This is a genomic window from Agrobacterium tumefaciens (assembly GCF_005221385.1).
GTDB lineage: Bacteria > Pseudomonadota > Alphaproteobacteria > Rhizobiales > Rhizobiaceae > Agrobacterium > Agrobacterium tomkonis.
Genome location: NZ_CP039903.1, coordinates 511,853 through 535,901 on the forward strand (window position 1 = coordinate 511,853; position 24,049 = coordinate 535,901).

The window sequence follows — 24,049 nt, forward strand, 5'->3', positions numbered from 1 at the left end:
GGTAGTGGTTGGGGATGGGATTAAGTGGTTCAGGAAATTGGAAGTTTCGTCGTTGCCTCGATTCTTGACGCGGCGAATTATCTTGTAAAGGACGCGGCTGCTCCGGGTATCGTCGCTCTGGGAATTGTCGTTCTTCTGGTGATTTTTACTGCCGCTTTCTTTCGGGAAGTCTTTCAGCGCCGGAAAGCAGTTCAATGGCTCAAGCGCGAAATTCAGAACAGTCCTACGGGGGCTGACTTCAGCCGTGACATTGACGTTGTGTCCGCCTCAATCAAGGAAAGCAGCACAAACAAGTACCGCCGGCAACTGGCGGCGGCGTGGGACAAGTACAAGGAGACGCTTGTACCTCACGAAGAAGACGGCAAGGTCGTGCTTCGCAATGCCGTCCGACCGTCCATGTTTCTCAATCCAGAGGACTTGGGTTTTGGGGTTGGCTTTTGGCGCATCGTACCCGGGCTCTTTGTTTCGGTTGGCCTTTTTCTGACGTTCCTGGGGTTGATCGCCGCTCTCTCTACGATGGCGCAAGGAGCAGAGATCGATAGCGGTGTCATGCGACAGCTGCTTTCTGTGGCCTCGGCGAAGTTTATTATGTCGTTGACGGGGCTTTTCTGCTCAATCGTCTTCACGATCCTTCTTAGAAGCATCTACGGGCGACTGGAGCAGTCGATCCATGAACTATGTGCCGCCATTGAGCAGCGTCTCACCTATATCAGTCTGGAGGCCCTTGCCACAGAACAGCTGAAGGCAACCCGGGAACAGCGGGAGCATTTCCGATTGATTGGGATGGAGTTGGTCGCGGAGATTGGCCGTCCATTGAGAGAGGAGCTCCCGGCGGCAATCCAGAGTTCGATCGCCGGTGCAATGGCACCGATCGTAGAGCGAGTGGGCAAACTCGGCGCAGAGGGCGTGGGAGATATGGTGTCCGGAATTTCGGACAAGCTTACCGATTCAATCGGTATTGCGCTAACTGAGGCTAGCCAGAAAATCTCGGATGCAGGTGAAAGGCTTGGGTTGCTTGCTGACCGTCTCGATCAAAGCTCGGGGCGGATAGGCTCGGAGATGGAAGGCGTTACGGAGCGTGTCGCCCAAGCTGTGGAAGACCTCCGTGCGGCTATCACGAACACGGCCGAGGTAACCGGGGGGACGTTTAACGAAGGTGCCGAGAAGCTCCTTGCGGTCATGAACCGTACGCTTGAGGGCATTCGCGATAATACGGGCGAAGGTGCGCGCGCCATGTCGGCAGCGGCTGAGGACATGCGCCAGGCGGCCGAATCCTTCAAGCAGGAGATCGAGTCCGCAGCGCGAACAGGAACAGAAGCTGCGCAGGAACGCATGAAACTTGCAGGTCAGCAGGTGAGCTCGGCTATCGGCGTTGCCGGCAAGGACGTTGCAGAGGTGTTCAGCCGCACCAGCGCGGAGATTGCTCGGGTCGCGGAAGAGGTTTCCGAGAAAGCCGGCGCCGGCTTGCTCGCTCCGCTGGCTGAAATAGGCAACAGGTTCGAAGGTCTGGTCAAGCAGCTCAATGACGGCACGTCAGACATGCGGCGCATGGCCGATGGAGTGAAGGCTGGTGCCGATGCTTCGGAAAAGGCTGCGGGTACCTTTAACGGGGCGGCAAGCTCACTCGTGGCTGCTGTCACTCCCGTGAAAGCCGTCGTGGATCGCATGGAAGGTTCGATCCGGCAACTTACTGACAGCACGCAACACGCGGCGAGCACCGTATCGAGGTCTTCGGAGGCTACCGCCGAGTCCGCAGCCTCTGCTCTTGCCGCTGCGAAGGAAATCCTCCAGGCGGAAGCGAAATCCATCGAGAACGCGCTGGGCGGTGTCTCTGTGATGCTGGAACGTCTGAAGGGGCAGGGCGACCGCCTCGATGAAATGGATGGAAAGCTCGGCCAGGCTTTCGATCTCTACACGGAAAATGTGGAGAAGTCCGTCCAGGGCATGTTCGGTCACGTGCGGGATCTGCAGGAAAGGCTAAATCCTGCGCTCGACACCATGCGTGAAATCGTTGAACAGGCCGAGCAATTCGCTCCGCAGTCGCGGAGAGCCTGATGCGCGGCGGTTTCCGGACGCGTTACAAAGAGGAAGAGGAGGAGAGCGCATTTGTGTCCATGACGGACATGACTGTCAGCTTCCTCTTCATCATCATCCTTTTGCTAGCTTACTTCGCCCAGCAATATAGCGAAAAGGACACCGTACCCAGGCCCATACATGAGGAGGTCATTAAAGAAAGGAATGTCGCGCAACAGGAGATAGTCCGACTGCAGGCAATCGTCGCTGTTCATGAGAAGACGATCGCTAACCTCAAGGAGGAGATTAACAGGAAGCAGGTGGAGATCGAGCGGTTACAGGCTGAGATCGCGAAGCTGCAGGCCGAGATCAAAGAGCTAAGAGAGGCGCTTGAAAAGCTTCGGAAAGTTGACCCACTGGAAGCCTACCTGGCCACGTCGGCGATCGAGAGACGACGAATTCTCGAAACTCTACGCGATCAGCTGAAGATTGATTTTCCTGATCTCGAGGTGGTTATCAGTGAAGAAACCGACGCTTTGCGCTTTCAGGGCGACGGCCTATTTGCAACCGGATCATCCACGTTGCGCCCCGACCGGAGGGCAATCGTGGAAACTGTCGCAACGAGGCTATCGCAGATTTTGCCCTGCTATACGATTGGCCCGCGTTCGAAGTGGACGGCCGAATGTAATCCAGGCAATGCGATTATTGAAGCTTTGCAGATTGAAGGACATACCGACTCAACCGGGGATTTTACGGCCAACCTGGCCCTGTCCACTAATCGCGCAAACAGCACTTTTTCTACAATTCTCGGCAAATCCGGTGAGCTAGTCGATTTTCTGAACTTCCGACATCAACCCGTGTTGTCCGTCGCCGGATACGGCCAAATGCGTCCGGTTAAGGACAACTCGACGAAGGAGGGACGAGATACGAACCGCCGCGTCGACCTGCGAATCATCATGTACACGCCTAGCCAGTCGGCGGAAATCGACCGCATTCGTCAGGCGTTGAGTCAAGACAGCTCCGGGGGTATCGCGAATTGACCCTCAGCAAGAGCCTCTCCCAGACCCGTCAGTTCGTCAGGCCCGCCTTGCCGGCTTTGAACTCACTTGCATCCAGAACAGAGCGAATTCTATCCCGTTGGCCGGACGTCGTCGCCAATCCCCCCGAGAAAGACCGTGAAAAACTCGTGGCCATTGTTCGGGACAAACTGGAGAATAATAGCTGGGAGGACACGAAGCTCTCGCTGATTACAAGCGCTGGCAGGGCGTTGTTCGACGAGGATCGTCGCACTAGACCTGATTTGGCGGAGATGCGAGATTTTTATTACGGCGAGACCCGCGCCTCGACACGGGCGGGGTTTCTCGGCGGAATGTTCTCCATCTACATGGACAGCTTTGATGCCAACGCGGAACATACGTGGCAATTGGCCGGTGCATTGTCGGCAGCGACAAGGCGTCTCGGAGCTCGCTGGCGTATGATGCTCGATGCCATCCCCGAGATGCTCTCGCCCGATGCAGTGGCCGATGCCGTCGCGCGACAGATGGTGCTGATGGACCATCTGTGGATCGGCCTGCAGAAGCTTGGTATTCGCAGCCCTCACGCACCTGGTCTGATGAATGCCGTCCACCTGGCCTATGTGAAGCAGATCGAGCCGCATCTCGATCAGCGTGTGGAGATGGAGCGGCTGATCGAGTGGCTGAAGCCGGAGGGCAGGGAGGCGAAGACGACCGGCGCCGGCGAAGCGATCTCGGCTCTGCTTGGACACTGGGTCAAGCATTCTCCGAAGCCCGATGACCTACGCTACCTGACAGAGAACATCATCGGCATTTACGGTGATCCTCGTGTCCAGCGTGGCGGCGTTTGGTCAGCAGTACCGGAAGACAGGATGGCGGTTATCCTGCGCTGGCTGACGGGCGAGAATATCCGGTTCTTCCTTGATGTCGTCTCTGAGGTGGAAGACAGCCACATGTGGGAGCCTCGCAGGAGATTTTGGCTCGGCCTGCATGATCGTGGCCGTATCGATGCAGCCTGGGTTGCTTTCAGCGATTCCGCCGCGAAAGAGGCAAGGCGACGCGGGGCGGGAGGTAAGGGGACGTTGAGATTTGGCGTTCAAACGGCAGGCTACGGTCGCGCGAATACATCACTGCTTATACTGAAGATCGGCAGGAAGATCGTCGTTGAGGGCTCTCACAGCTATAAGGTCCACATTTTCGACGAGTCCAACCAGCGTGCGCCTGCGCTCTACCAGTGGCGATATGACTGTGAAGCCATCAGGTTCATACCCGGCTCCAATGCGAAATCGCACAACGGCGATTGGCAGAGTTGGGTCTTGGAACACATCTAGGTGAAAAAATGAACTTGGAAGCTTCTTTCTCTCCAGATACAATCACTCTGTCCGCAAAGAACGAGCGCGCGGGTCTACTGCACCGGTTGGTGCGCCGTAGTGTCAAATCTGATCTTCAGAACCTGAGTCCCGACGAACGTTCACTGGCCTTTGCTATTGCCGATCTACGGGCGGCAGCGGACACGCTCGGCGAACAGCTTTCGATCGATTCTGATCGCATCGTCCTGTCCCATCGCATCGCTGCGTCCGTCACCGGTGAAACGGGCGCAGTACTCGGTCTGCCGCCTTTGGTAGAGATGACGCTGAAGACCGATGCGGAGGGAATTGTCGGTTCGTCAGGTTTCCGTCTTAGGTACGAATGGTCGCGCAATGGCCAACGGCAAATGCCACGTCGAACTGGAGCCATTCTGGAAACCGCAAACGGTTTGCGACGAATTCCTATGTGGATGATGGACGCCATCGCCATCGCCGACGCCTACCGGCCGGATGGAAACGACGCCGCCGATTGGGAGGCGCTAGGACGTTTCCGCAAGGCACTTGATCCTGGTGCTGTCAGCGGAGCCTCGGACGAGGCGTCGCGTATCTCGATGACAGATTTTCTGAGCGGTCTGGAGGTGCGTCTCGTCGACCGCTTCTCACTCTCGCCAAAGGGGGAGACGGACTTCGACGTGGTGCCGTTCTCTGGTGATACCTTGGAGGTGCATGGTAGCGCTTCTGAAGCCGCCGAGGTTTCCGAGTCCATGAGCGAGGTACAGGGACTAGACCTGCAGCGATTTCAGACATTGGTAAGAGGAAGAGGGGCGCTGCCCGCCTATCGATTATCTCCTGGTCGTTATGTGGTGGTAGAACAGTCAGCGTCACCGGCCCTTGCCGTGATGGCTGAAATGCAGAAGGCAGCACCCGAGGAGCGGCGCGCCTTCATCCGTAATCCCTTGCCACGAGTAACGGAAGCAATGGAGGCGCAGCTCCGTTCTTCCGGGCAATTGGATGGTTTGTCGCCCCAGGCCGAGCAGGAAGCCATAGAGGCAGCGGTTGGTCCCGTACTTGTTGAAACCCGAGAATTTTCCGAACGGGTTACTGGCGTCGTCAAGTATGAAAAGCCGGGTCTCGGCGAGTTCGAGGATAGCGGGACAAGCTGGCTGCCGGAGGACTTCAGCGCGCGCCTGATCGATATCCTCGACAGGCAGGATACTGCCGAGCTGCAGACCCTGCGCGAGCGCGTCCAGGAAGCAATTGAGGCTGGAAGGCCGACCGTCGATTTCGAGGATTTGGAGGTCCCCGCTCGACCGGAAATGCTGCAGCTCATCGACGAGCGGATGGTGTCGGGAGACGCTGACGACGGTGGCGAGGATGAGGCAAAACCAGAAAAGGTGGGCCCATTCGTTCTCGATACCGAAGTGAACTACGACGATCTCAAATGGCTCGCTAAGCTCAGGCCGCGCATGTCCGAGTTGCCGGACACCCTACCCGAGGGCATTCGAACGCCGTTGAAAGGGCATCAGAAGGAGAGTTTCATCTGGCAGGTTGGCGCGTGGCGGGCCGGATTGCCGGGCGTCCTCAATGCCGACGAGCAGGGCCTCGGCAAAACTCTCCAAACCATCTCTTTCCTGGCCTGGCTCAAGGAAGTGATCGCTCGTCCTCAAGCCCAGAGCCGGGGGCCTGTTCTCGTTGTTGCGCCAACATCCCTTCTCGAAAATTGGGAGCAGGAAGTCGCCCGACACATGCACGAGCCTGGGCTGGGTCATCTGATCCGCCTCTATGGGTCGAGTATCGGTGGACGCAAGCTGACGGGAGCGAAGGGAAAGGACACGGACGATGGGGAGGCCAAGCTTGACTTGGGCGCGCTGCATGAAGCCGTGGCAGAGGGGCGGGCGCATCGCTACTGGCTTCTCACCACTTATACGACGCTGACGAACTATCAGCATTCGCTGGCTCGCATACCCTTTTCCGCCGTTGTCTTTGACGAAATCCAGGCCTTGAAAAACCCTGTCAGCCTCCGTGCAGTTGCTGCCCGTTCGATCAATGCTGATTTTCGAATTGGCCTCACCGGTACACCCATCGAGAATGCGACTGTTGACCTCTGGGCAATCATGGACCAGCTGGCACCGGGATCGCTCGACAGCCTCAAAGATTTCCGTCAACGCTATGCGAAGCCAGAGGAAGACAACATGGCCGAGCTGCACGGCAGGGTTTTTCTGCCCCGTGGCGGCACGCCGCCGCTTGCTGTCCGCCGCCTGAAGGAAACGGTCGCAACCGATCTGCCCGCCAAATCCCGTCGTATTCACCCCCGCCTGATGCCGGATGTTCAGGCCTTGGCATATGACGATGCCCGACTGAAGCTTGCGCGAGGCGGCATGGGCGCGCAGCTCAAAATGCTTCATCACATTCGCAGCGTTTCCGTCCACCCGGCGCTGGAAATCAAAGCAAGTAATGATGAGTTCGTCGTATCGTCTGCGCGGCTACAGGCTGCCATGGATATCCTGAATCGCATCAAAGCGAATGGCGAACGTGCCCTTGTCTTCATCGAGCACCGGCAGATGCAGTATCGCTTCATCGAGTTGGTTCGCAGTGAACTAGGTCTGCCGCGCGTCGATCTCATCAACGGTGACACTCCCATTCCTCAACGTCAGGCAATTGTGAACCGGTTCCAGCGCCATCTGGATGACGACCAGGGGTTTGACCTGCTGGTTCTCGGTCCAAAGGCAGCGGGCACCGGGCTGACGCTAACGGCGGCGACCCACGTCATCCACTTATCTCGATGGTGGAATCCGGCAGTTGAGGAACAGTGCAACGATCGCGTACACCGGATTGGCCAGACGCGGCCTGTTACAGTGCATTTGCCCATGGCCATTCACGAAGGCTATCGGGAGCAGTCTTTTGACTGCCTCCTCCAGAGCTTGATGATGCGCAAGCGTCGCCTCGCCAGTTCGGCGCTTTGGCCCATGGGGGACGTCGATGACGACGTTGCTGGCCTTCAGAAGGGCATGGCGTCCGAGCGGTTAGGCATGGAGGCTGACCCTCTTGGCAAGACCATGGCGGCCATGTTTGCTCGCGACGAGCTGGAGTTGCCGCCGCGAGAAGCTGACGGTTCCTACCCCATCCATTGATACAGAATGGCAGATTTTCATGAATGACATTTGGGTGAGCAAAGGGCTGGTCATCGACGCGCCTTGGATCAGTTTGATCTTGAGTGGCCAGAAAGATTGGGAGATGCGCTCCACCGGTACAAGCCACCGCGGATGGTTTGGCTTGATCTGGAAAGGGATGGGGAGCGTCTATGGCGTCGCACGATTGGCCGGCGCCGGCGGTCCTATGAGCCCGCAGGAAATGATCGAGGCTTTTGAACACCACCGTATTCCAGAAGAGATGATCCGTTCGGGTGCGGTTGCCAAATGGAAGAGGCCCTGGTTTCTGGCTGATGTTGTGAGGCTTCCCTCGCCAGTGAGTTACAAGCATCCGAACGGTGCCGTGACCTGGGTCGCGTTAAGCGAAAGCGTAAGCTTGGCCATTAGGGATCAGATTGCAGCGCTAGCTGACCCGCTCCCGGAGCCGGCGCCGGTGATGAACCTGGAAGCAAATGGCACGCCCCCGGACCCTGTGTGGCGTCAAATCGGCGAAAGCGTTCTTACCCAAGGCAACATCGATCACAATCACATTTATCTACGTGAATTTTTTGATCGATTTCCAAAGGGGGCCGTGGGTGGTTCGAACAAATCAGAGAGGGCCTCTCGTGAGATATCGATCGTGTGGGATGGCGGTCCGTTGGTTGTCACCGATCTGGATGGATCGAAGAAGTTTTTCCGAGCGAGGGGCTGGATAGGATCGTTCTTCCGCCATAACGCTGCTAGGCCCGGGGATCATGTACTGGTCGAAGAAGGCGCGCCCTATCAGTACAGGGTTCGCATCCGAAGGTGAATCAGCCGAAGGCTGTGTTTGATTGTGGTAATGGTCTCGGCGTTCACTCGGCAGATTCGCTTCTCACAACCCTTCCAATGCGGGAAAGACGGCTCGCGATTTCATCAACAGACATCTCTCCTGACGCTGCCATTGGAGTGGCATCTGGCCTCGGTTTCCCAGGTTGCCGGGTCTTGCCATGCGGTTCGTTGTCTGTGGGTGCTGCCGGCTTGTCATTGAACATTAGGCCCAACAAGAAATAGACGAGACGGGGCGTCCATTTTGAGCCTGACGCTGTCTTGTAGCCTTGTGCGTTGAGGCGAACGGCCACATCTCTCGGCTTTCTCGTCCCTTCTTTGGCGTACGTCCTTACGACTGGCTCCAGCTTGCCGAATAAATCAGCAAGTTCGACCTTCTTGTTATTGAAATGCACCATCTCCGCCTTGGTCATGTCATACTTCGAACCGTTAGCGCTGTTCGGCTTTTGTTTCTTCCGGATCAGTTGCGGTTGGTTCGACCTATTAGCTGGCTGGGAGACTGGGCGCGGTATGGTCGCGGGCCGCTCTACCACTGACCGTGCCGGCGCAGGAGTAACCCATGTGCCAGCGGTGAACACCACAGGCAGCAAAGTCGCGCGCTCGACAAACGAGATTCGATCGCCATTGACACTGATAAACTCGCCGACCTCGAACAGCGGCATTTCCGAGTGGCAGGTGAACCTGAATGTTTCATTCGTCTCGGAGTCCAGGAACTCGCCCTCAACTTTATTTTCGTGGCCCCGTCGGTCGACCGCTAGAACGACAACAAGTGTCCACTCGCCTTCGTACCGCCGGCCGAACGTCCGGAACTTGGAGAGGCCCGCGGCACTGGACGCGCTGAGTAATTCCTTTACTTCCCCTTTGTTGCGGCGCGTTGGCCGGTTTACTGGTCCGGTGGCCAACGAGACCGATGCGCGGGGGTTATCTGTGCATGGGTGTTTTGGCCAAGGGGGGCCGAGATCATCGAAATAGACGCGGCTCCCCGCGGCGTTCGCGTAGAAGAAAACTGGTGCATTGCAGCAAGGGCAACGCGCGTTGGGGTTTACGTAGCATCCGGAAACCGAATTAGCTCCCCGCTGCTTCAGAAGAAGGCGCGCATCGCGCTCGCGAAAGCTCTGCGTGTAGTCCGCGAGCGCCGCTCTTGACCGACCGAAATTCACACACCAGCCGCAGGTGCAATCGCTATAGTGATTGTGGCCCGTCACGCTCGTCTTTCCACCTTCCGTTAGATGATAGATTTGCAATGTAACCAAAGATGGCGCACAGGTAGCAGCGTGTCCAGATAGGACGCGGCATGCGGAAATTATTTCCCCAAGGCCGGGGTTGCGTTTGTCGTCGAGGCAAGTGGTGTCGGTATCCAGATCGCGGACGTGTCGTCTCCAAATGGGATCGCGCGTCCCTGAAGCGCGCAGATGGCAACCCAACAGCAGACGATTGCATCCAGCATGTCTTCAAAGGCCTTTAGCTCCACCGCACTCGCCTTCGGCTCGATCGGCGGCAACATTCGCCCAACACCGGAGATGTTGGCTTCGAGCAGACTAACAATTTCGTACCATTGAAAGAGAAGATTTTCTCGCCGTTGTTGGGCATTGATGCTCGGCCAATATTTCCGAACCTTCTGCGCCTTGTAGGGCAACCGCTCTACGGCACAAGCGAGCTCAACCAAGGCGGGGTGAGGATAAACCTCAATCAGAGCTCGTGGAAAAATTGCCTCTGTGGCCAAGGCGTAGCCCTCACCTTCGGCCTGCGCGCGCAATGTGTCGCTGATGATGCCCGGGCGAATGTCACTCGGTGAGTGCGTGCTACATTTCCGACCACCATAGGCTCGTGATACCGCATCATCCGACCGGCGCCGGCCGACAATCGGAGAATTTGACAGGGGCATGTCTATGGCGACGATGTCGATCGGCGCTGCAGCCAATTTCCTCCCAGCTTGGAGAAGTGCCCTGACATCCGGTGTTCTTCCGAGAGGCTTGGGTTCGCAAACAAGACTTTCATCAGCCAAAGCCTGAAAGCGTTGATACGACGGAGCTACTGCTCGAAGCTGCCATTCATCGCCAATTAGGACGGCGAGCGCGACGCCACTCGGTTGTGTCAAAGTCCACGCAGCGTCTATGCCGATGACAGCTGCACGAGCGCCGCCGGTCGCTGCATCCCATTCTTGGCTCATCATTCCTCTTATGGGGCCTGGATGCTGCGAATATACTGATAGATGATTGTTAATCATTCCAAACAAATATTCGCCGATTCTGATTGATGTGCTGTAATTTATCCCGAACTGAAGGGAACCTATTCAGGTTGGTGTATTGCATTTCCTGAAGAGATTGGGCCAGGGGCGTGCTAAAGTACAGTCGGCGTGTTGCTGAGAAGCGGTTTTCAAGTGTTTATGTGCCCGTTACCGGGGACCAGTGCATTTATTGCGGCATGCCAAGCGACGGCAGAGTTGACCACCAGCCGCCTGTCTATGTTCTTCACCGCTTCGCCAAAGGTGGGCTCGTCACCAAACGAGAGATACGGAACCAATTTGGCCAGTGTAAGCTGGTTCCTTGTTGCACCATTTGCAATATGGGGCTCGGTGCGTTCCATGGCTCAGCTGACATTGAGCGTAGACGAGAGATTGTGAACTGGTTTCTCCCCGATGAGCGTTATCCCGAAGATAACCTGATCTTGGGTCTAGGACACAAACTCTTGGAGCAAAGACTACGCGGGAACCGCGGCGTCGAGGTCTACGAGTTTCCCGGCGTTGGACGTTCCATCTACCTAAGTGCTTTGCTTGGCTTGATCAACGGCGAATACGATAGCCCTGAAGCCTTCCCCCCTTGGCTGCGGCAGTCCCAGTCTGAACTCGCAGGTTGGCTTCGTGGAGCGCCGAAACGCAAGAGCCGGTATTTTTTGGATATGGCCAACCTTGCGAGCTACGACCTACTTCCTCACGCGCGCAGCGATCCTCGCGGCCAGTTCGACGATTCTCAAGACGATCTTTTCGGCAATAGCGCTTCGGATTTAGAATAGAGGTGAGGGACACCTGTTGACGGCAATAGCACTGACGAATGCAAGAACCAGGGCCGCTTCCCGCCAAGGGTGGCTTTGTTACTATTGCGGGCTGCCGATGTGGGAACGCGATCCCCAATTGTTCGTCCGGCGGTACGGAGTGTCGCGAAAGGAGGCGCAACGCTTTCGCTGCACAGCGGAGCACCTTGTTGCGCGCCACCAAGGGGGAAATAATGGTCAGGCAAACATTGTCGCCGCCTGCCAGTTTTGCAATCGAGCTCGACATCGAAGAAGGGAACCCTTGTCATCCTCCGATCATATCGCCCACGTTCGCAAACGCCTCACGCGAGGGAAGTGGCTGCCACATCATCTGTATGCGCTATTTTACACGGCTAGCCGGGCGACGTAGATTGAGTGTGTCTCAGAAGGAATGCGAAGGGCGACAATCGAGTCTACGCGGAAATAATTTCCGCACCCTTCCATATTCGCCCGGACTGCCGCTCCGGAATGTCGTACAAGAGTGTCGTACAAGCATATTAGGTGATCAGGATTTGTTAACCTTCTCAAAGACTTGAAAAAGGGCAATTTCCTTAGCTGGGAATCCTGGCGCCCCAGCCAAAACTCTCATTTCGCGGGCAACCGGCTTCGCCTCGGAACTATCGACGCCGAGCGTGGAAAATTAGCTCAAGCGCAGCTTCGACGTCGTTAGGGCCACGCACCTTAAAACGTGTATTTCCTCGATCATCTTTGATCTCCAACTTCGATACACGAGAAAAGTGGTCAACTGTGCCGCGAACGGTAACAGATAGTTCCTCCGCACGGGGCTGCACAATAACGTACCAGAAGTTATCCGGGGTTTCGCTGAAGTTACGGGATTGACCACGCTTCAGTTCTCCTGGATAGCGTTTCCGAACGCCTTCGAGCAATTGCGCGGCAGCTCTCTGCATTGGATCGGGCAACTTGCTTTGGACCAACTGCAGAAACTCGCGATCGCCTGTAGGCATTGATATCGAGTATCCATCCATAGGCTTCTCGATTTCGCGGCGTACTAAAGAAACTTCGGCGGTCGATAACAGAACGATAGTCTCCTGCTGCGTCCCCACATTCAATGCAGAGGCGTCGCCGATATCGAACTCTAATGTGCCTGCTGCGGGTTCGTACTTTCCTTCGCGAAGTAACAAAATGCTGCGCTCGCCCATAGCGCTAGGGGGATTGCCCAGCAACCTCACCTGATGAGGCGGCATATCTAGCCGCCATATGCCCTCTGCCAGCTTTTGCACGCCGGTCGCCGTCATTTTTAGTGACATATGTTTCCTCCAGATATATATCTATCTGTACAGATAAATCTACAGATAGTCAAATCAGATAAGCTGAAGGTGTGATTCTGGTGCGGTTGCCTGATGACAATCACTTATAAACAGGTTCAGTATTTTGGACGGCGATAGAAGATGACGGTGCGGGCGCAGAAGTCATCTCCAATAAAAACGCCGCGCATCCAGAGACACGCGGCGTCCAAACTCAAAAATCGCAGCCAAGCCTTAAAGCGCGATATCCGGCACCTTCTTCACCGGTGCACCCGCAGGTGCCGCACCGGCACCCTTCAGCGCCTCAAGGTCGATCTGCGGCGGGGTCGGCAGTTGCAGGTGTTCGGCGGTGTAGGCCCATTCCTGCTGTACCTTTTCCGGGTCGTCATTGAGCTTGGTGCCGTAGCTCGGCACGATCTGGCGGATCTTGGCCTGCCATTCCGGCGTCGCCACCTTGTCCTTGAAGACCTTTTCCAAAACGCTGAGCATGATCGGCGCGGCCGTGGAAGCACCCGGCGAAGCGCCGAGCAGGCCGGCGATGCTGCCGTCCTGTGCGGCGACGACTTCGGTGCCGAGCCGCAGCACGCCGCCCTTTTCTTCGTCGCGCTTGATGATCTGCACGCGCTGGCCGGCCTGCCACAGGCGCCATTCGCCTTGCTTGGCATTGGGGAAATATTCCTTCAGCGCAGCAAAACGGTCGTCATCCGACATCATCAGCTGGCCGGCGAGATATTCCACCAGCGGATATTCATCGATGCCCACCCGTACCATCGGCCAGGCATTGCTTGTTGTGACGGAGGAGACGAGATCGAAATAGGAGCCTTCCTTCAGGAACTTGGTGGAGAAGGTGGCGAAAGGTCCAAACAGGATGACGCGCTTGCCGCCCAGCACACGCGTATCGAGATGCGGAACCGACATCGGCGGGGAGCCGACCGAGGCCTTGCCATAGGCCTTGGCCAGATGCTGCATCGTCACGTCAGGGTTCTCGTTGATGAGGAACGAACCGCCCACCGGGAAGCCGGCATAATCGTCCGCTTCCGGGATGCCGGACATCTGCAACAGATGCAGCGCGCCGCCGCCGGCGCCGATGAACACGAATTTCGCATCCACCACCTGTTCGGCATCGGTCTTGGTGTTGGTATAGGTCACGCGCCAGCTGCCATCGGCATTGCGCTGAATGTCGGAAACCTCGCTGTTGACCTGAAGGTCGAAATTCTGGTCGCCCTGCAGATGCGACACGAATTGCCGGGTGATTTCGCCGAATTCCATGTCGGTGCCGAGCGGCGACCAGGTCGCGCCGATCTTTTGGGAAGGATCGCGGCCTTCCATCATCAGCGGCACCCATTTTTTGATCTGCTCGGGGTCGCTGGAATATTCCATGCCGGCGAAAAGCGGGCTGGTTTTGAGCGCCTGATAGCGCTTTTCCAGATAGGCGACGTTTTCATCACCCCAGACGAAGCTCATATGCGGCGTGTGGTTGATGAAGGAGCGCGGGTTCTTCAAAACACCGTTCTTCACCTGCCAAGCCCAGAACTGCCGGGAAATCTGGAAGGATTCGTTGATGTTGATCGCCTGGGCGATCTTGATGTTGCCGTTGTCGTCTTCCGGCGTGTAGTTGAGTTCCGCCAGCGCGGAATGTCCGGTGCCGGCATTGTTCCAGCCGTTGGAGCTTTCAAGCGCCACGCCATCCAGCCGCTCCAGCATCTGCATCGACCAGGTTGGCTCGAGTTCGCGCAGCCATACACCGAGCGTCGCGCTCATGATGCCGCCGCCGATCAAAAGCACGTCGACCTTCTTGGCGGTCGTGCTGGCGAGAAGTGGAGAGGAGGGCAGCGCCGCTGCGGCAATCCCGGCAAGCGCGCCACCCAGAACCTGACGGCGGTTCATTGGAAGCGCGCCGGGGGGAAATGCTTGGGAAAGGGAGGTGTCCTGGGAAAGATCAGTGAGCTGGGATTTGTCTTGATCGATGGGAGTCACGGCCATACCTGATTCTTGTTTTGTGTTAAAAACACTCCTCCCGTCCGCCCCGTTATAGCAAAGCGCAAAGCGGCACAACCCGGACTCTTTCACTCCAGTTCAAGCGTTTTTGCAGCTGGCTTGTCGGGATATATGGCCGCAAGAGCGCTTTTTCCGGTCTTGCGGATTGTCAGTTTTATGAATGCGAAGATCAGGCAGGGCTTTCAAACGGTTGAAAGTGCTCTGTGGGCCGAATATTGCGCAACGGCCCACAATCCCGTGCTTGCATGGCGCAATGGAACGGGCCTTGTGATTTTAGGCGAGAGTTTTTTCAGGAAAATGACAATAATCCCGAAAAAGTGAAAAGGCCCGCCGTTTCGGGCGGGCCTCGTTCGTCCGGTTTCCGGGGCGAATCTTAGTTCGCGGCGAGGAATTCCGCGCAGTAGCTGGGGCCGTTGACGCCGGGGCGGTCGGAGACCGTGCGCACCGAGGTGATCGTATAATTGCTGGAAACGACCAGCTGCACCGTGCAGGAGAGCGAGGCGGTGCGGGCGGGCGAAATCTGGCGACCCTTCTTGCCGTCCTTGCCTTCTTCGAACCTGGCCGGAATGGTGGCCTTCTTGTAACCGCCGCGCCAGTTATAGACGGTGGAGCTGCCGGATTCCGTGTCGCTCAGCGGTGGGCCGAATTTTGCGAAGAAAATGCCTGCCGACTGACCGACCCACCGTGTTTCAACGGGGCTCTTCTGGGTGAAGGAAGGGACGGAGGAGCCTTCCGATGTCGTGCAGGCGGAGAGCGCAATGGCGAGCCCTGCGAGCGTTATGCTGCGAAATAGCATGGTGAAATGTCCTTTGTGCCGTGTCCGGCATCCCGCCGGTCATTCCGTTCCCCTAGCAGATTTGGCGGCGGCGGGCAGGGGAGGTATGCGGCTTGACGAAAATTTCCTGCCACAATTGCTTTTTTGTAACGTTTTTCAGCCCTGCGCCCTTTGCCGCAAGCGGTTGGCGAGGCTGCCTCGCTGCAGGGAGAAAACTTGTCATAAAAAATGCAATATGCCGCTTGTCGAATGCTGGAGGCTGGTCTATAGAAGCGCCGCTGGTCACGGAGTGTAGCGCAGTCTGGTAGCGCACCACGTTCGGGACGTGGGGGTCGGAGGTTCGAATCCTCTCACTCCGACCAGCTGAAAGCCTTACATTCACGATGGCTTGCAACTGATCCCGATATTTCCTGAAAATCCCTGAATATAAAGTCTCGTATCAAAGCCGGACCGTTTAAAACCCTGGCCGGTTCGAATGCAGTCGCCGACTGTGCGGGCTCGACACCCAGTTGTGCCGTCCATAGTCTCCACATTAGCGACTGTAAGAGCAGTGAATTTCTCATTCTCGTCAGCGCGAGAATGAGAAAAGCAAACAACGGCCCCGCGCGCCGGACGTCCGTCAAACCATCCCATCACCAGTTCCAGAAATAATCGGCCTGATGTAGGTCCAGTCGATCATTATCAGCGGTAGCGGTGGTCACCACGCCAGTCGCGACGATCACGCCAATCCCTCCGGTCGCGCCAGTCGCGGCGATCATAGTCGCGGTAGTGGCGATCGCGGTCATAGGAGCGGTAGTATACGCCTGTCGTATAGTATCCGCCGCTACGGTATCCCCGATCGTCAACACAGCCGCTTAGGATGCCGACCGAAACAAGACAGATCGCTGCAGTCAAAATTTTCATGATCTCAATCTCCCAATGACGGACCCCAACGTGCGCTGGAGTACGTAGTTCCATTGTTGAGAGAGTGACGTGTCGGCCATTAACCGGGCCTGAACGCGGTTCCACGGGTTTCCCTGCGAACAGCGAACAGGTCGTGGTTGCGCGATGGGTGACGGCGCAGGCTTCAGCGCCAATGTGGCGGGGTGCAATGGCGAGCCATCTTCTCGGTTTTTCCCGCCTTCGCAAACCTGATGCATTGCCGTTATCAACTGCATGAAGCCAATGTCGGCTCAGCCACAGGGAACGCAACCGCGCTTCAGCCGTTATCCATTCACAACAACGATGGAGGATAATATGCTGAAGGGTATTGCACTGTGGGCTATGGGCGTTCCGGTCGTCGTGATCATTCTGCTTTATATGTTCGTGTTTTAAGCGGCGCCTCACACCAATGGCCCGCAACGAAAAAAGGCGACCGTTTTGCGGTCGCCTTTTTGTTTGTATCGCAAACTTTCTCAGTCCAGATCGGTGATCAGCCTTGAGGCGGTCGCCACGTCGGTGCGGCGGATGTCGATCTCGTCGCGATGTCTGGCCAGCAACTCGCTCGCCAGCAGCTTTTCCGCAAGATCGGCGGGCAGGGACAGAATGACCCGGTCACCCTTTTCTTCCGCCGCGCCAACGCTGCGCTTGCTGGTGATCATGCCGCCCGCAACCGTGTTGTTGGTGTCGGGGTCGATCAGGATGAAGGAGCCGGTCGCCCGGTTTTGTTCATAGGCATCGAAAATCGCCGTCTCATCAAAGGAGAGCCGCACCTTGCCGATGGCGTTCATGGAAAGCGACGTCTCATGCGCCTGCCATTCGCCTTCCTTGAGGTTCAACTGGCTGATCGGCTGCACGCTGACACGCTGGCGGCGGCTGCCGCTTTTCAGCCAATAGCGCTTTCCGGCCTCGATGCCACCGGGCTGCAAAGCCACGATCTGCGCGTCGAAGGCAAGCCCCGTCTGTGGCTGCGCCTCGATGGAGACGATCATGTCGCCGCGCGACACATCCACCTGACGGTCGAGCACGAGCGTGATGGCGTCACCGGCCACAGCGGCGTTGCGCACCAGATCGAAAGTGACGATCTGCTTGACATTGGCGACCATGCCGGAAGGCAGGACGACGACGCTGTCGCCGGGCTTCACCGAACCGCCGGCAACTGTGCCCTGATAACCGCGAAAACTTTCGCCGGGACGAGACACACGCTGCACGGGGAAACGGAAGCCGCCCGATTGCGCCGAGCGAACCGTTGCCAGTTCCAGCGTTTCGACCAGCGTCGGTCCTTCATACCAGGGCATGGCGGCCTTGCCTGATAGCACGACGTTTTCGCCCTTGAGCGCCGACATCGGAATGGCGGTGATCTGCTTGATGCCGAGATTGGACGCGAATTCGCGGAACTCATGGGCGATCAGCTCGAAACCGGCCTTGTCGTAATTCGTCAGGTCGATCTTGTTGATCGCCAGCACGAATTGGCGGATGCCCATCAGCGCCGCAATGGTGGCGTGGCGGCGGGTCTGTTCCAGAATGCCGGTGCGGGCATCCACCAGAAGCACGGCGAGATCGGCCGTGGAAGCGCCGGTCGCCATGTTGCGGGTATATTGCTCGTGGCCGGGGGTGTCGGCGACGATGAAGGCGCGCCGGTCGGTGGCGAAATAACGATAGGCGACATCGATGGTGATGCCCTGTTCGCGTTCCGCCTGCAAACCGTCGAGCAGCAGCGCGAAATCGGGCAGGCCGAGATCGTTCTGCTTGCCGCTGTCGCGGTGCAGCGTGGCGGCCTGATCTTCCTTGACGGCTTTCGTATCCCAGAGGAGACGGCCGATCAGGGTGGATTTGCCGTCATCCACGCTGCCGCAGGTGATGAGACGAAGCGGGCGTGTATCGCGCGTTGCCTTCGAATGTTCGGCAAAGGGCAGAATGGTGGCGGAAGAGGGGGTGTTGGCGATGGCTGCACTCATCAGAAATACCCCTCGCGCTTCTTCTTCTCCATCGAGCCGGACTGGTCGCGGTCAATCGCGCGGCCCTGCCGTTCGGAAACGGTGGCGATTTCCAGTTCGGCGATGACCTCCTGAAGCGTCGTCGCCTCGGAACGGATCGCGCCGGTCAGCGGGAAGCAGCCGAGCGTGCGGAAGCGGATCGAGCCGTGCTGGATTTCTTCGCCGGGCAACAGTTCCAGACGCTCGTCCTCGGCAAGGATCATCATGCCGTCACGCTCGATATAGGGGCGCTCGGCGGCGTAATAGAGCGGCACCAGCGGAATGTTTTCCGCTTCGATGTAACGCCAGATGTCAACTTCGGTCCAGTTGGAAAGCGGGAAGGCACGCACGCTTTCGCCCTTGCGGACCATGCCGTTATAGATGTTCCACAGTTCCGGGCGCTGGTTGCGCGGGTCCCATTTATGGTCGGGCGTGCGGAAGGAATAGATGCGCTCCTTGGCGCGGCTCGCTTCCTCGTCACGACGCGCGCCGCCGAAGGCCGCATCGAACTGGCCGGCATCCAGCGCCTGACGCAGCGCTTCGGTCTTCATGATGTCGGTGTAAAGCGCCGATCCATGGGAGAAGGGCGTGACGTTTTCACTCGCACCGCGCGGGTTGGTGTAGGAAATGAGGTCGAGATCATATTCCCTGACGATATTGTCGCGGAACTCGATCATTTCCTTGAACTTCCAGCCGGTATTGACGTGCAACAGCGGGAAGGGAATGCGCCCGGGGAAGAAGGCCTTGCGCGCCAGGTGCAGCAGCACGGATGAATCCTTGCCGATGGAATAAAGCATCACAGGGTTATCGAATTCGGCGGCGACTTCGCGGAAAATATGAATAGCTTCGTTTTCAAGCGCCTTCAGATGGGGATCGAGCGGCGGCTTGGATGCGACAGTATTCTTGCTGTCCGTCTCGTGGACTGCGTTGGACATTGTGAACTCCGGGAGATGTACTGAATGATTATCGTTGCGGGATGGCGGAAACGGCGGATGTTTGCTCCGCACCGGCGACGTGAAGACCGCATTCGCGCTTCTCGTCGTTTTCCCACCACCATCGTCCGGCGCGCTCAGGCTCGCCGGGCTTGATGGCGCGCGTACACGGCTCGCAGCCGATGGAGGGGTAACCGCGCTGATGCAACGGGTTGACGGGGATGTTTTCCTTGAGCACATGCGCGCGGATAAGGTCGATATCCCAGTCAGCCAAAGGATTGATCTTGATGAGATTACGCTCGGCGTCGAATTCGGCGAAAGGCGTCGTGGCGCGATTGCCCGACTGGCCGCGACGAAGGCCGGTGATCCAGAAGGCAGCACCATCAAGCGCCTTGCCGAGCGGGATCAGCTTTCTGACATGACAGCAGGCGTGACGGGCTTCGACACTCTCATAAAAACCGTTCAGGCCGTATTTTTCGGCATAGGCGTCGATATCGTCCTGTTCGGGCCGGAAGCGACGGATTTCAATGCCGAAGCGCTCTTCGGTTTCATCGATGAGATCGACGGTTTCCTTGAACAGCCGACCCGTCTCCAACGTTACGACATCGATCGGCAGGCGATGCGTGCCGATGGCGGCGGTGATGACCTGATCCTCGATGCCGAGGCTGGTGGTGAAAACCGCCCGCCCGCCGAGGCCGGCGATAAACGAAAGCCGACCCGCCAGATCGAGCTCGGCAAGCGTGGCGTCGAGGGAAGCGGTATCGGCTAAGGCATTTGCTGAATTGATCGTCATTGTCACGTCCGGGATTTCCATGGCCGATTATTGTTGAAATCCTTATCCGCGAACAGAAATGACAGTGCTTGTGCGCTGCACTTGAGAGCAAAAATGCCTCAGGCGTGCGGGGTATGAGCAAAAGATACCCGTTCACCTTCTTCGCAGCTTGGATTTGAATTGTGACAACTTCTGCGCTAAGCCGGAATTGCCGGGTTTCCGGGCTTGTGGTCTACTGGTTTTACGATGATTTCGCAGAAGGCAAAATATGCGCTGAGGGCGCTCCTTTCGCTGGCTAAGGCCGACGGTGCCTGTCCTGTGCAGATTTCCGACATTGCCCGCGAACAGGCCATCCCCAAAAAGTTCCTCGAACAGATCCTTCTCGAAATGAAGAAGGAACGCCTGGTCGAAAGCCGGCGCGGCAAGCAGGGCGGTTATCTGCTGGCGCGCCCGGCCTCGGATATCACCTTCGGCGAGGTACTGCGCCTCATCGACGGGCCGCTTGCCCCCTTGCCCTGCCTCTCGCAGACCGCCTATCGCCGCTGTGAGGATTGCGACGGCGAAAAGCAGTGCGAGATACGCCACGTCTTTGCCCGCGTGGCCGATGCGACGCGCAACATCCTTTTCAACACCACCATCGCCGATGCGGTGGCCGGTGTCGAAGTGCCCGAGCTTTTGACGGCCTGACACTCGTCTTTTTTCACGTTTCGCTGTCGAGAGTTTGCAACGAGGGTCCTCAACCCGTCCGTCATTCCGGCCCTGAGCCGGAATCCAGCCGACGCGCGTCTGCGCGGCGAAACGACTCCTTCAGCCCAAGGACTTGGGCTGGCTGGATTCCGGCTCAGGGCCGGAATGACGGATGAGGAGATTGTAATGGTCCCCTTGCCTCGTTCCTTCAAAACGAAAAAATCGTCTAAAACCCCATAATATTTTTCGCCATCGCGGCAAAAAATCGCCAAAAAAGTGAAACGGTTTTGCATTCAGCAAAGTTTTACACGACGCTTGTTGCGCCTTTCGCTTATGCTGCGCTGTATTTGTTGCCCGGGGAAACGCTCTTGGGAAACACTTTTTCGATCGTATTCGGCCTCATTGACCAACTCTACTCAACCGGTAGAGTTAAGCCATCGCAATCAGGAGGGAATACCGATGTCCAAGCTTCTGTCCGGTTTGAGCGTTGTCGCGCTTAGCCTTTCACTGGCACTTGGCGGCGCTGGCTCGGCCGCCGCGCAGACCAAGCTGCTCAACGTGTCCTATGATCCGACCCGTGAGCTCTACAAGGATTTCAACGAAGCCTTCGCCAAGAAGTGGAAGGCCGATACCGGTGAGGACGTCACGATCCAGCAGTCGCATGGCGGCTCCGGCAAGCAGGCGCGCTCGGTCATCGACGGTCTGGAAGCGGATGTGGTGACGCTGGCGCTGCAGAGCGATATCGATGCCATCGTCCAGAATTCCGGCAAGATCAACAAGGACTGGCGCACCCGCCTGCCACACAACTCCTCGCCCTACACTTCGACAATCGTTTTCCTGGTGCGCAAGGGTAATCCCAAGGGCATCCATAATTGGGGCGATCTGGTGAAGGGTGATATCCAGATCGTTACGCCGAACCCCAAGACTTCGGGCGGCGCCCGCTGGAACTACCTTGCCGCCTGGGCCTGGGCCAATGAAGAGTTCAAGGGCGACCAGGACAAGATCAAGGCCTATGTCGGCGATCTCTACAAGCGCGCCCCGGTTCTCGATACCGGCGCCCGCGGCTCCACGGTCACCTTCGCGCAGCGCCAGATTGGCGACGTGCTGCTGGCCTGGGAAAACGAGGCCTATCTCGCCGGCCAGGAATTCGGCGCGGACGCCTTCGATATCGTCGTGCCGCCGATCTCGATCCTTGCTGAACCGCCGGTCGCCGTGGTTGACGCCAATGTCGACGCCAAGGGCACCCGCAAGGCGGCGGAAGCCTATCTGCAATATCTCTATTCCGACGAGGGCCAGAATATTGCGGCCAAGCACTTCTACCGCCCGTCCAACCCCGCCGTGGTCTCCAAGGATCTGCTGAAGCAGCTGCCCGATATCAAGCTCGTCACCATCGACGACCCGATCTTCGGTGGTTGGGCCAAGGCGCAGCCGGAACATTTCGGTGATGGCGGCATCTTCGACCAGATTTACAAGCCCGCAAAGTAAGCGGATGATGGGGTGAAACGCGATCACCCGTCCGCAGGGACAAGACAATAAGAACCTGATCGACCGGACGCCGTGCCGGTCGATACTTTATAATAAACGCCGGGGAACGCCGGCTCCCAGAGGGCATTTCCAGGAAAAGTGGACCCCGGTTTCCTGTCCTGGAAATGTACAAAAACAAAGATTATCCGGAGCCTTGATGAGCAATAATACATCCGGAAACAGGTGGAAATGGCGGCAGTCGAGCGTCATACCCGGCTTCGGCCTGACGTTTGGTTACACCGTCACCTATCTGTTTCTCATCATTCTTATTCCGCTCGGCGGCCTTGTCTGGTCCACGGCGAAACTTGGTTTTGCAGATTTCATTGCGATTGCCACGGATAGCCGAACGCTGAATGCGCTGCGCGTCAGCTTCGGCACGGCCTTCATCGCCGCTCTGGTCAACGCCGTTTTCGGCGTCATCGTCGCCTGGGTGCTGACACGTTACCGGTTTCCCGGCCGCCGTTTTGTCGATGCCATCGTCGATCTGCCCTTTGCCCTGCCAACGGCGGTTGCCGGTATCGCGCTCACCACGCTTTACGCCAATCGCGGCTGGGTCGGCTCGCTGTTCGAGCCCTTTGGCATCAAGATCGCGTTTACGCCCACCGGCATCGTCATTGCGTTGATCTTCATCGGCCTGCCTTTCGTGGTTCGCACGGTGCAGCCGGTCATGGAAGAGATCGACCGGCAGGTGGAGGAGGTGGCGGCCACGCTCGGCGCCAACCGTTTCCAGACCATCACAAGAGTGCTGCTGCCGAGCCTCACGCCCGCCATCCTCACGGGTTTCGCGCTCGCCTTCGCGCGCGGCGTCGGCGAATATGGCTCGGTCATCTTCATCGCCGGCAACATTCCATATGTCTCGGAAATTGCACCGCTCCTCATCGTCATCAGGCTGGAGGAGTTCAATTATGCGGCCGCGACCGGCATCGCCACCATCATGCTGATCATCTCGTTTGCCATGCTGTTCCTCATCAATCTCATTCAGGCCTGGAGCCGCAAGAGGTACGGTTATGTCTGAGGCCGCTTCCCGCACGTCCCCCCGGCCGTTCCGCGATCCCGCCAGCGAAAGCCTTCCCGCTCGCCTGGCGCTGATCGCCGTTGCCTTCCTGTTCCTCGCGGCCTTCCTCGTGTTGCCGCTCGTCTCAGTCTTCTTCGAAGCCTTCCGCAAGGGCGCGGATGCCTTCTGGGAAGCGATTGTGGAGCCGGATGCGTTCTCCGCCATCCGCCTGACGCTGCTTGTCGCCGCCATCTCGGTGCCGCTCAATGTGGTCTTCGGGGTTGCCGCCGCCTGGGCGATCGCCAAATTCGAGTTCAAGGGCAAAGCGTTCCTGATTACGCTCATCGACCTGCCGTTTTCGATCTCGCCGGTTATTTCCGGTCTGGTCTATGTCATCCTGTTCTCCGCCCACAGCGTGCTCGGGCCATGGCTGAAGAGTTACGGCATCGAAATCCTCTTCGCGGTGCCCGGCATCGTGCTGGCCACCATCTTCGTCACCTTTCCCTTCGTCGCACGTGAACTGATCCCGCTGATGCAGGATCAGGGCAATGGCGACGAGGAGGCGGCGATTTCGCTCGGCGCGTCCGGCTGGCAGACCTTCTGGTATGTCACGCTGCCCAATATCAAATGGGGCCTGCTTTACGGCGTGCTGCTCTGCAACGCCCGCGCCATGGGCGAGTTCGGCGCCGTCTCTGTCGTATCAGGCCATATTCGCGGCGAGACCAACACCATGCCGCTGCATGTAGAGATACTCTATAATGAGTACAATATCGGCGCTGCCTTTGCGGTGGCGACGCTGCTGGCCGGTCTGGCGCTCGTGACGCTCGTTCTCAAAACCATTCTCGAAATACGCTTTGGCGCGGGCAACGCAGCCGGCAAGCACTGAAAG

At 57.8% G+C, this 24,049-nt stretch carries 20 protein-coding genes and 1 tRNA gene; 12 read left to right on the top strand and 9 right to left on the bottom strand.

Annotated elements, in window-relative coordinates:
* The first annotated feature begins 24 nt into the window (after positions 1-24).
* From zorA to CFBP6623_RS02540, 5 genes are read left to right on the top strand one after another with little or no spacing between them, the layout of a single operon-like run.
* Positions 25-2,055, top strand: a complete 2,031-nt coding sequence (gene zorA / locus CFBP6623_RS02520; RefSeq protein ID WP_080842229.1) for an anti-phage ZorAB system protein ZorA — start codon at positions 25-27, stop codon at positions 2,053-2,055.
* Positions 2,055-3,053 carry an OmpA family protein gene (locus CFBP6623_RS02525; protein WP_080842228.1) on the top strand — a complete coding sequence of 333 codons (999 nt, stop codon included), beginning with the start codon at positions 2,055-2,057 and terminating at the stop codon, positions 3,051-3,053. The genes zorA and CFBP6623_RS02525 overlap by 1 nt, the downstream gene beginning before the upstream one ends.
* Entirely contained in the window at positions 3,050-4,357 is a 1,308-nt protein-coding gene (locus CFBP6623_RS02530) for an EH signature domain-containing protein (protein ID WP_080842227.1), read from the top strand. Before CFBP6623_RS02525 ends, CFBP6623_RS02530 begins: the two co-directional genes overlap by 4 nt.
* A gap of 8 nt (positions 4,358-4,365) precedes the next feature.
* Positions 4,366-7,464 (top strand): DEAD/DEAH box helicase, encoded by a 3,099-nt coding sequence (locus CFBP6623_RS02535; RefSeq protein WP_080842225.1) that lies wholly within the window; start codon positions 4,366-4,368, stop codon positions 7,462-7,464.
* A 19-nt stretch (positions 7,465-7,483) separates the two neighbouring features.
* Positions 7,484-8,272 (top strand): ASCH domain-containing protein, encoded by a 789-nt coding sequence (locus CFBP6623_RS02540; RefSeq protein ID WP_080842224.1) that lies wholly within the window; start codon positions 7,484-7,486, stop codon positions 8,270-8,272.
* 43 nt (positions 8,273-8,315) lie between these two features.
* Here the strand turns inward: CFBP6623_RS02540 and CFBP6623_RS02545 are convergent, their stop codons facing one another.
* Both CFBP6623_RS02545 and CFBP6623_RS02550 read right to left on the bottom strand, forming a co-directional pair.
* Positions 8,316-9,494, bottom strand: a complete 1,179-nt coding sequence (locus CFBP6623_RS02545; RefSeq protein ID WP_137002489.1) for a hypothetical protein — start codon at positions 9,492-9,494, stop codon at positions 8,316-8,318.
* A 98-nt stretch (positions 9,495-9,592) separates the two neighbouring features.
* The gene (locus tag CFBP6623_RS02550; protein ID WP_080842698.1) at positions 9,593-10,459 is read right to left on the bottom strand and encodes a DUF429 domain-containing protein; all 867 of its coding nucleotides are present in this window, start codon (positions 10,457-10,459) and stop codon (positions 9,593-9,595) included.
* 449 nt (positions 10,460-10,908) lie between these two features.
* Between CFBP6623_RS02550 and CFBP6623_RS02555 the strand changes: the two genes are divergently transcribed.
* Both CFBP6623_RS02555 and CFBP6623_RS27245 read left to right on the top strand, forming a co-directional pair.
* A complete protein-coding gene (locus CFBP6623_RS02555; protein ID WP_137002490.1) occupies positions 10,909-11,301 on the top strand; it encodes a hypothetical protein in 393 nt (130 codons plus the stop codon).
* 97 nt (positions 11,302-11,398) lie between these two features.
* Positions 11,399-11,689 carry an HNH endonuclease gene (locus tag CFBP6623_RS27245; protein ID WP_080842220.1) on the top strand — a complete coding sequence of 97 codons (291 nt, stop codon included), beginning with the start codon at positions 11,399-11,401 and terminating at the stop codon, positions 11,687-11,689.
* Positions 11,690-11,936: 247 nt separating this feature from the next.
* On the opposite strand, the gene CFBP6623_RS02565 is transcribed toward CFBP6623_RS27245, so the two are convergent.
* The 3 genes from CFBP6623_RS02565 to CFBP6623_RS02575 form a co-directional block, all read right to left on the bottom strand.
* Complete coding sequence (locus tag CFBP6623_RS02565; RefSeq protein ID WP_046798540.1) at positions 11,937-12,587, bottom strand: hypothetical protein; 651 nt, start codon at positions 12,585-12,587, stop codon at positions 11,937-11,939.
* Positions 12,588-12,818: 231 nt separating this feature from the next.
* Positions 12,819-14,567, bottom strand: coding sequence for a malate dehydrogenase (quinone) (gene mqo / locus CFBP6623_RS02570; RefSeq protein ID WP_046798541.1), 1,749 nt, complete (start codon positions 14,565-14,567; stop codon positions 12,819-12,821).
* 388 nt (positions 14,568-14,955) lie between these two features.
* Complete coding sequence (locus tag CFBP6623_RS02575; RefSeq protein ID WP_046798543.1) at positions 14,956-15,378, bottom strand: hypothetical protein; 423 nt, start codon at positions 15,376-15,378, stop codon at positions 14,956-14,958.
* 264 nt (positions 15,379-15,642) lie between these two features.
* Here CFBP6623_RS02575 and CFBP6623_RS02580 point away from each other — a divergent pair.
* Positions 15,643-15,719, top strand: a tRNA-Pro gene (locus tag CFBP6623_RS02580).
* A 319-nt stretch (positions 15,720-16,038) separates the two neighbouring features.
* Here the strand turns inward: CFBP6623_RS02580 and CFBP6623_RS02585 are convergent.
* The 4 genes from CFBP6623_RS02585 to CFBP6623_RS02600 form a co-directional block, all read right to left on the bottom strand.
* Positions 16,039-16,260: a hypothetical protein gene (locus CFBP6623_RS02585; RefSeq protein WP_080842219.1), complete on the bottom strand. Its 222-nt coding sequence runs from the start codon at positions 16,258-16,260 to the stop codon at positions 16,039-16,041.
* Between the two features lie 491 nt (positions 16,261-16,751).
* The gene (cysN, locus tag CFBP6623_RS02590) at positions 16,752-18,233 is read right to left on the bottom strand and encodes a sulfate adenylyltransferase subunit CysN (protein WP_046798544.1); all 1,482 of its coding nucleotides are present in this window, start codon (positions 18,231-18,233) and stop codon (positions 16,752-16,754) included.
* Positions 18,233-19,186: a sulfate adenylyltransferase subunit CysD gene (gene cysD, locus CFBP6623_RS02595; protein WP_046798545.1), complete on the bottom strand. Its 954-nt coding sequence runs from the start codon at positions 19,184-19,186 to the stop codon at positions 18,233-18,235. Before cysD ends, cysN begins: the two co-directional genes overlap by 1 nt.
* Positions 19,187-19,214: 28 nt before the next feature.
* The gene (locus CFBP6623_RS02600; protein ID WP_162249026.1) at positions 19,215-19,997 is read right to left on the bottom strand and encodes a phosphoadenylyl-sulfate reductase; all 783 of its coding nucleotides are present in this window, start codon (positions 19,995-19,997) and stop codon (positions 19,215-19,217) included.
* A 204-nt stretch (positions 19,998-20,201) separates the two neighbouring features.
* On the opposite strand from CFBP6623_RS02600, the gene CFBP6623_RS02605 reads away from it, so the two are divergent.
* The 4 genes from CFBP6623_RS02605 (at position 20,202) to cysW (ending at position 24,046) form a co-directional block, all read left to right on the top strand.
* Positions 20,202-20,642: an RrF2 family transcriptional regulator gene (locus CFBP6623_RS02605; RefSeq protein WP_046798546.1), complete on the top strand. Its 441-nt coding sequence runs from the start codon at positions 20,202-20,204 to the stop codon at positions 20,640-20,642.
* A gap of 459 nt (positions 20,643-21,101) precedes the next feature.
* Positions 21,102-22,127, top strand: coding sequence for a sulfate ABC transporter substrate-binding protein (locus CFBP6623_RS02615; RefSeq protein WP_046798547.1), 1,026 nt, complete (start codon positions 21,102-21,104; stop codon positions 22,125-22,127).
* Between the two features lie 196 nt (positions 22,128-22,323).
* Positions 22,324-23,181 carry a sulfate ABC transporter permease subunit CysT gene (gene cysT / locus CFBP6623_RS02620; RefSeq protein ID WP_010971172.1) on the top strand — a complete coding sequence of 286 codons (858 nt, stop codon included), beginning with the start codon at positions 22,324-22,326 and terminating at the stop codon, positions 23,179-23,181.
* Entirely contained in the window at positions 23,174-24,046 is an 873-nt protein-coding gene (gene cysW, locus CFBP6623_RS02625; RefSeq protein ID WP_046798548.1) for a sulfate ABC transporter permease subunit CysW, read from the top strand. The genes cysT and cysW overlap by 8 nt, the downstream gene beginning before the upstream one ends.
* Positions 24,047-24,049: the final 3 nt, after the last annotated feature.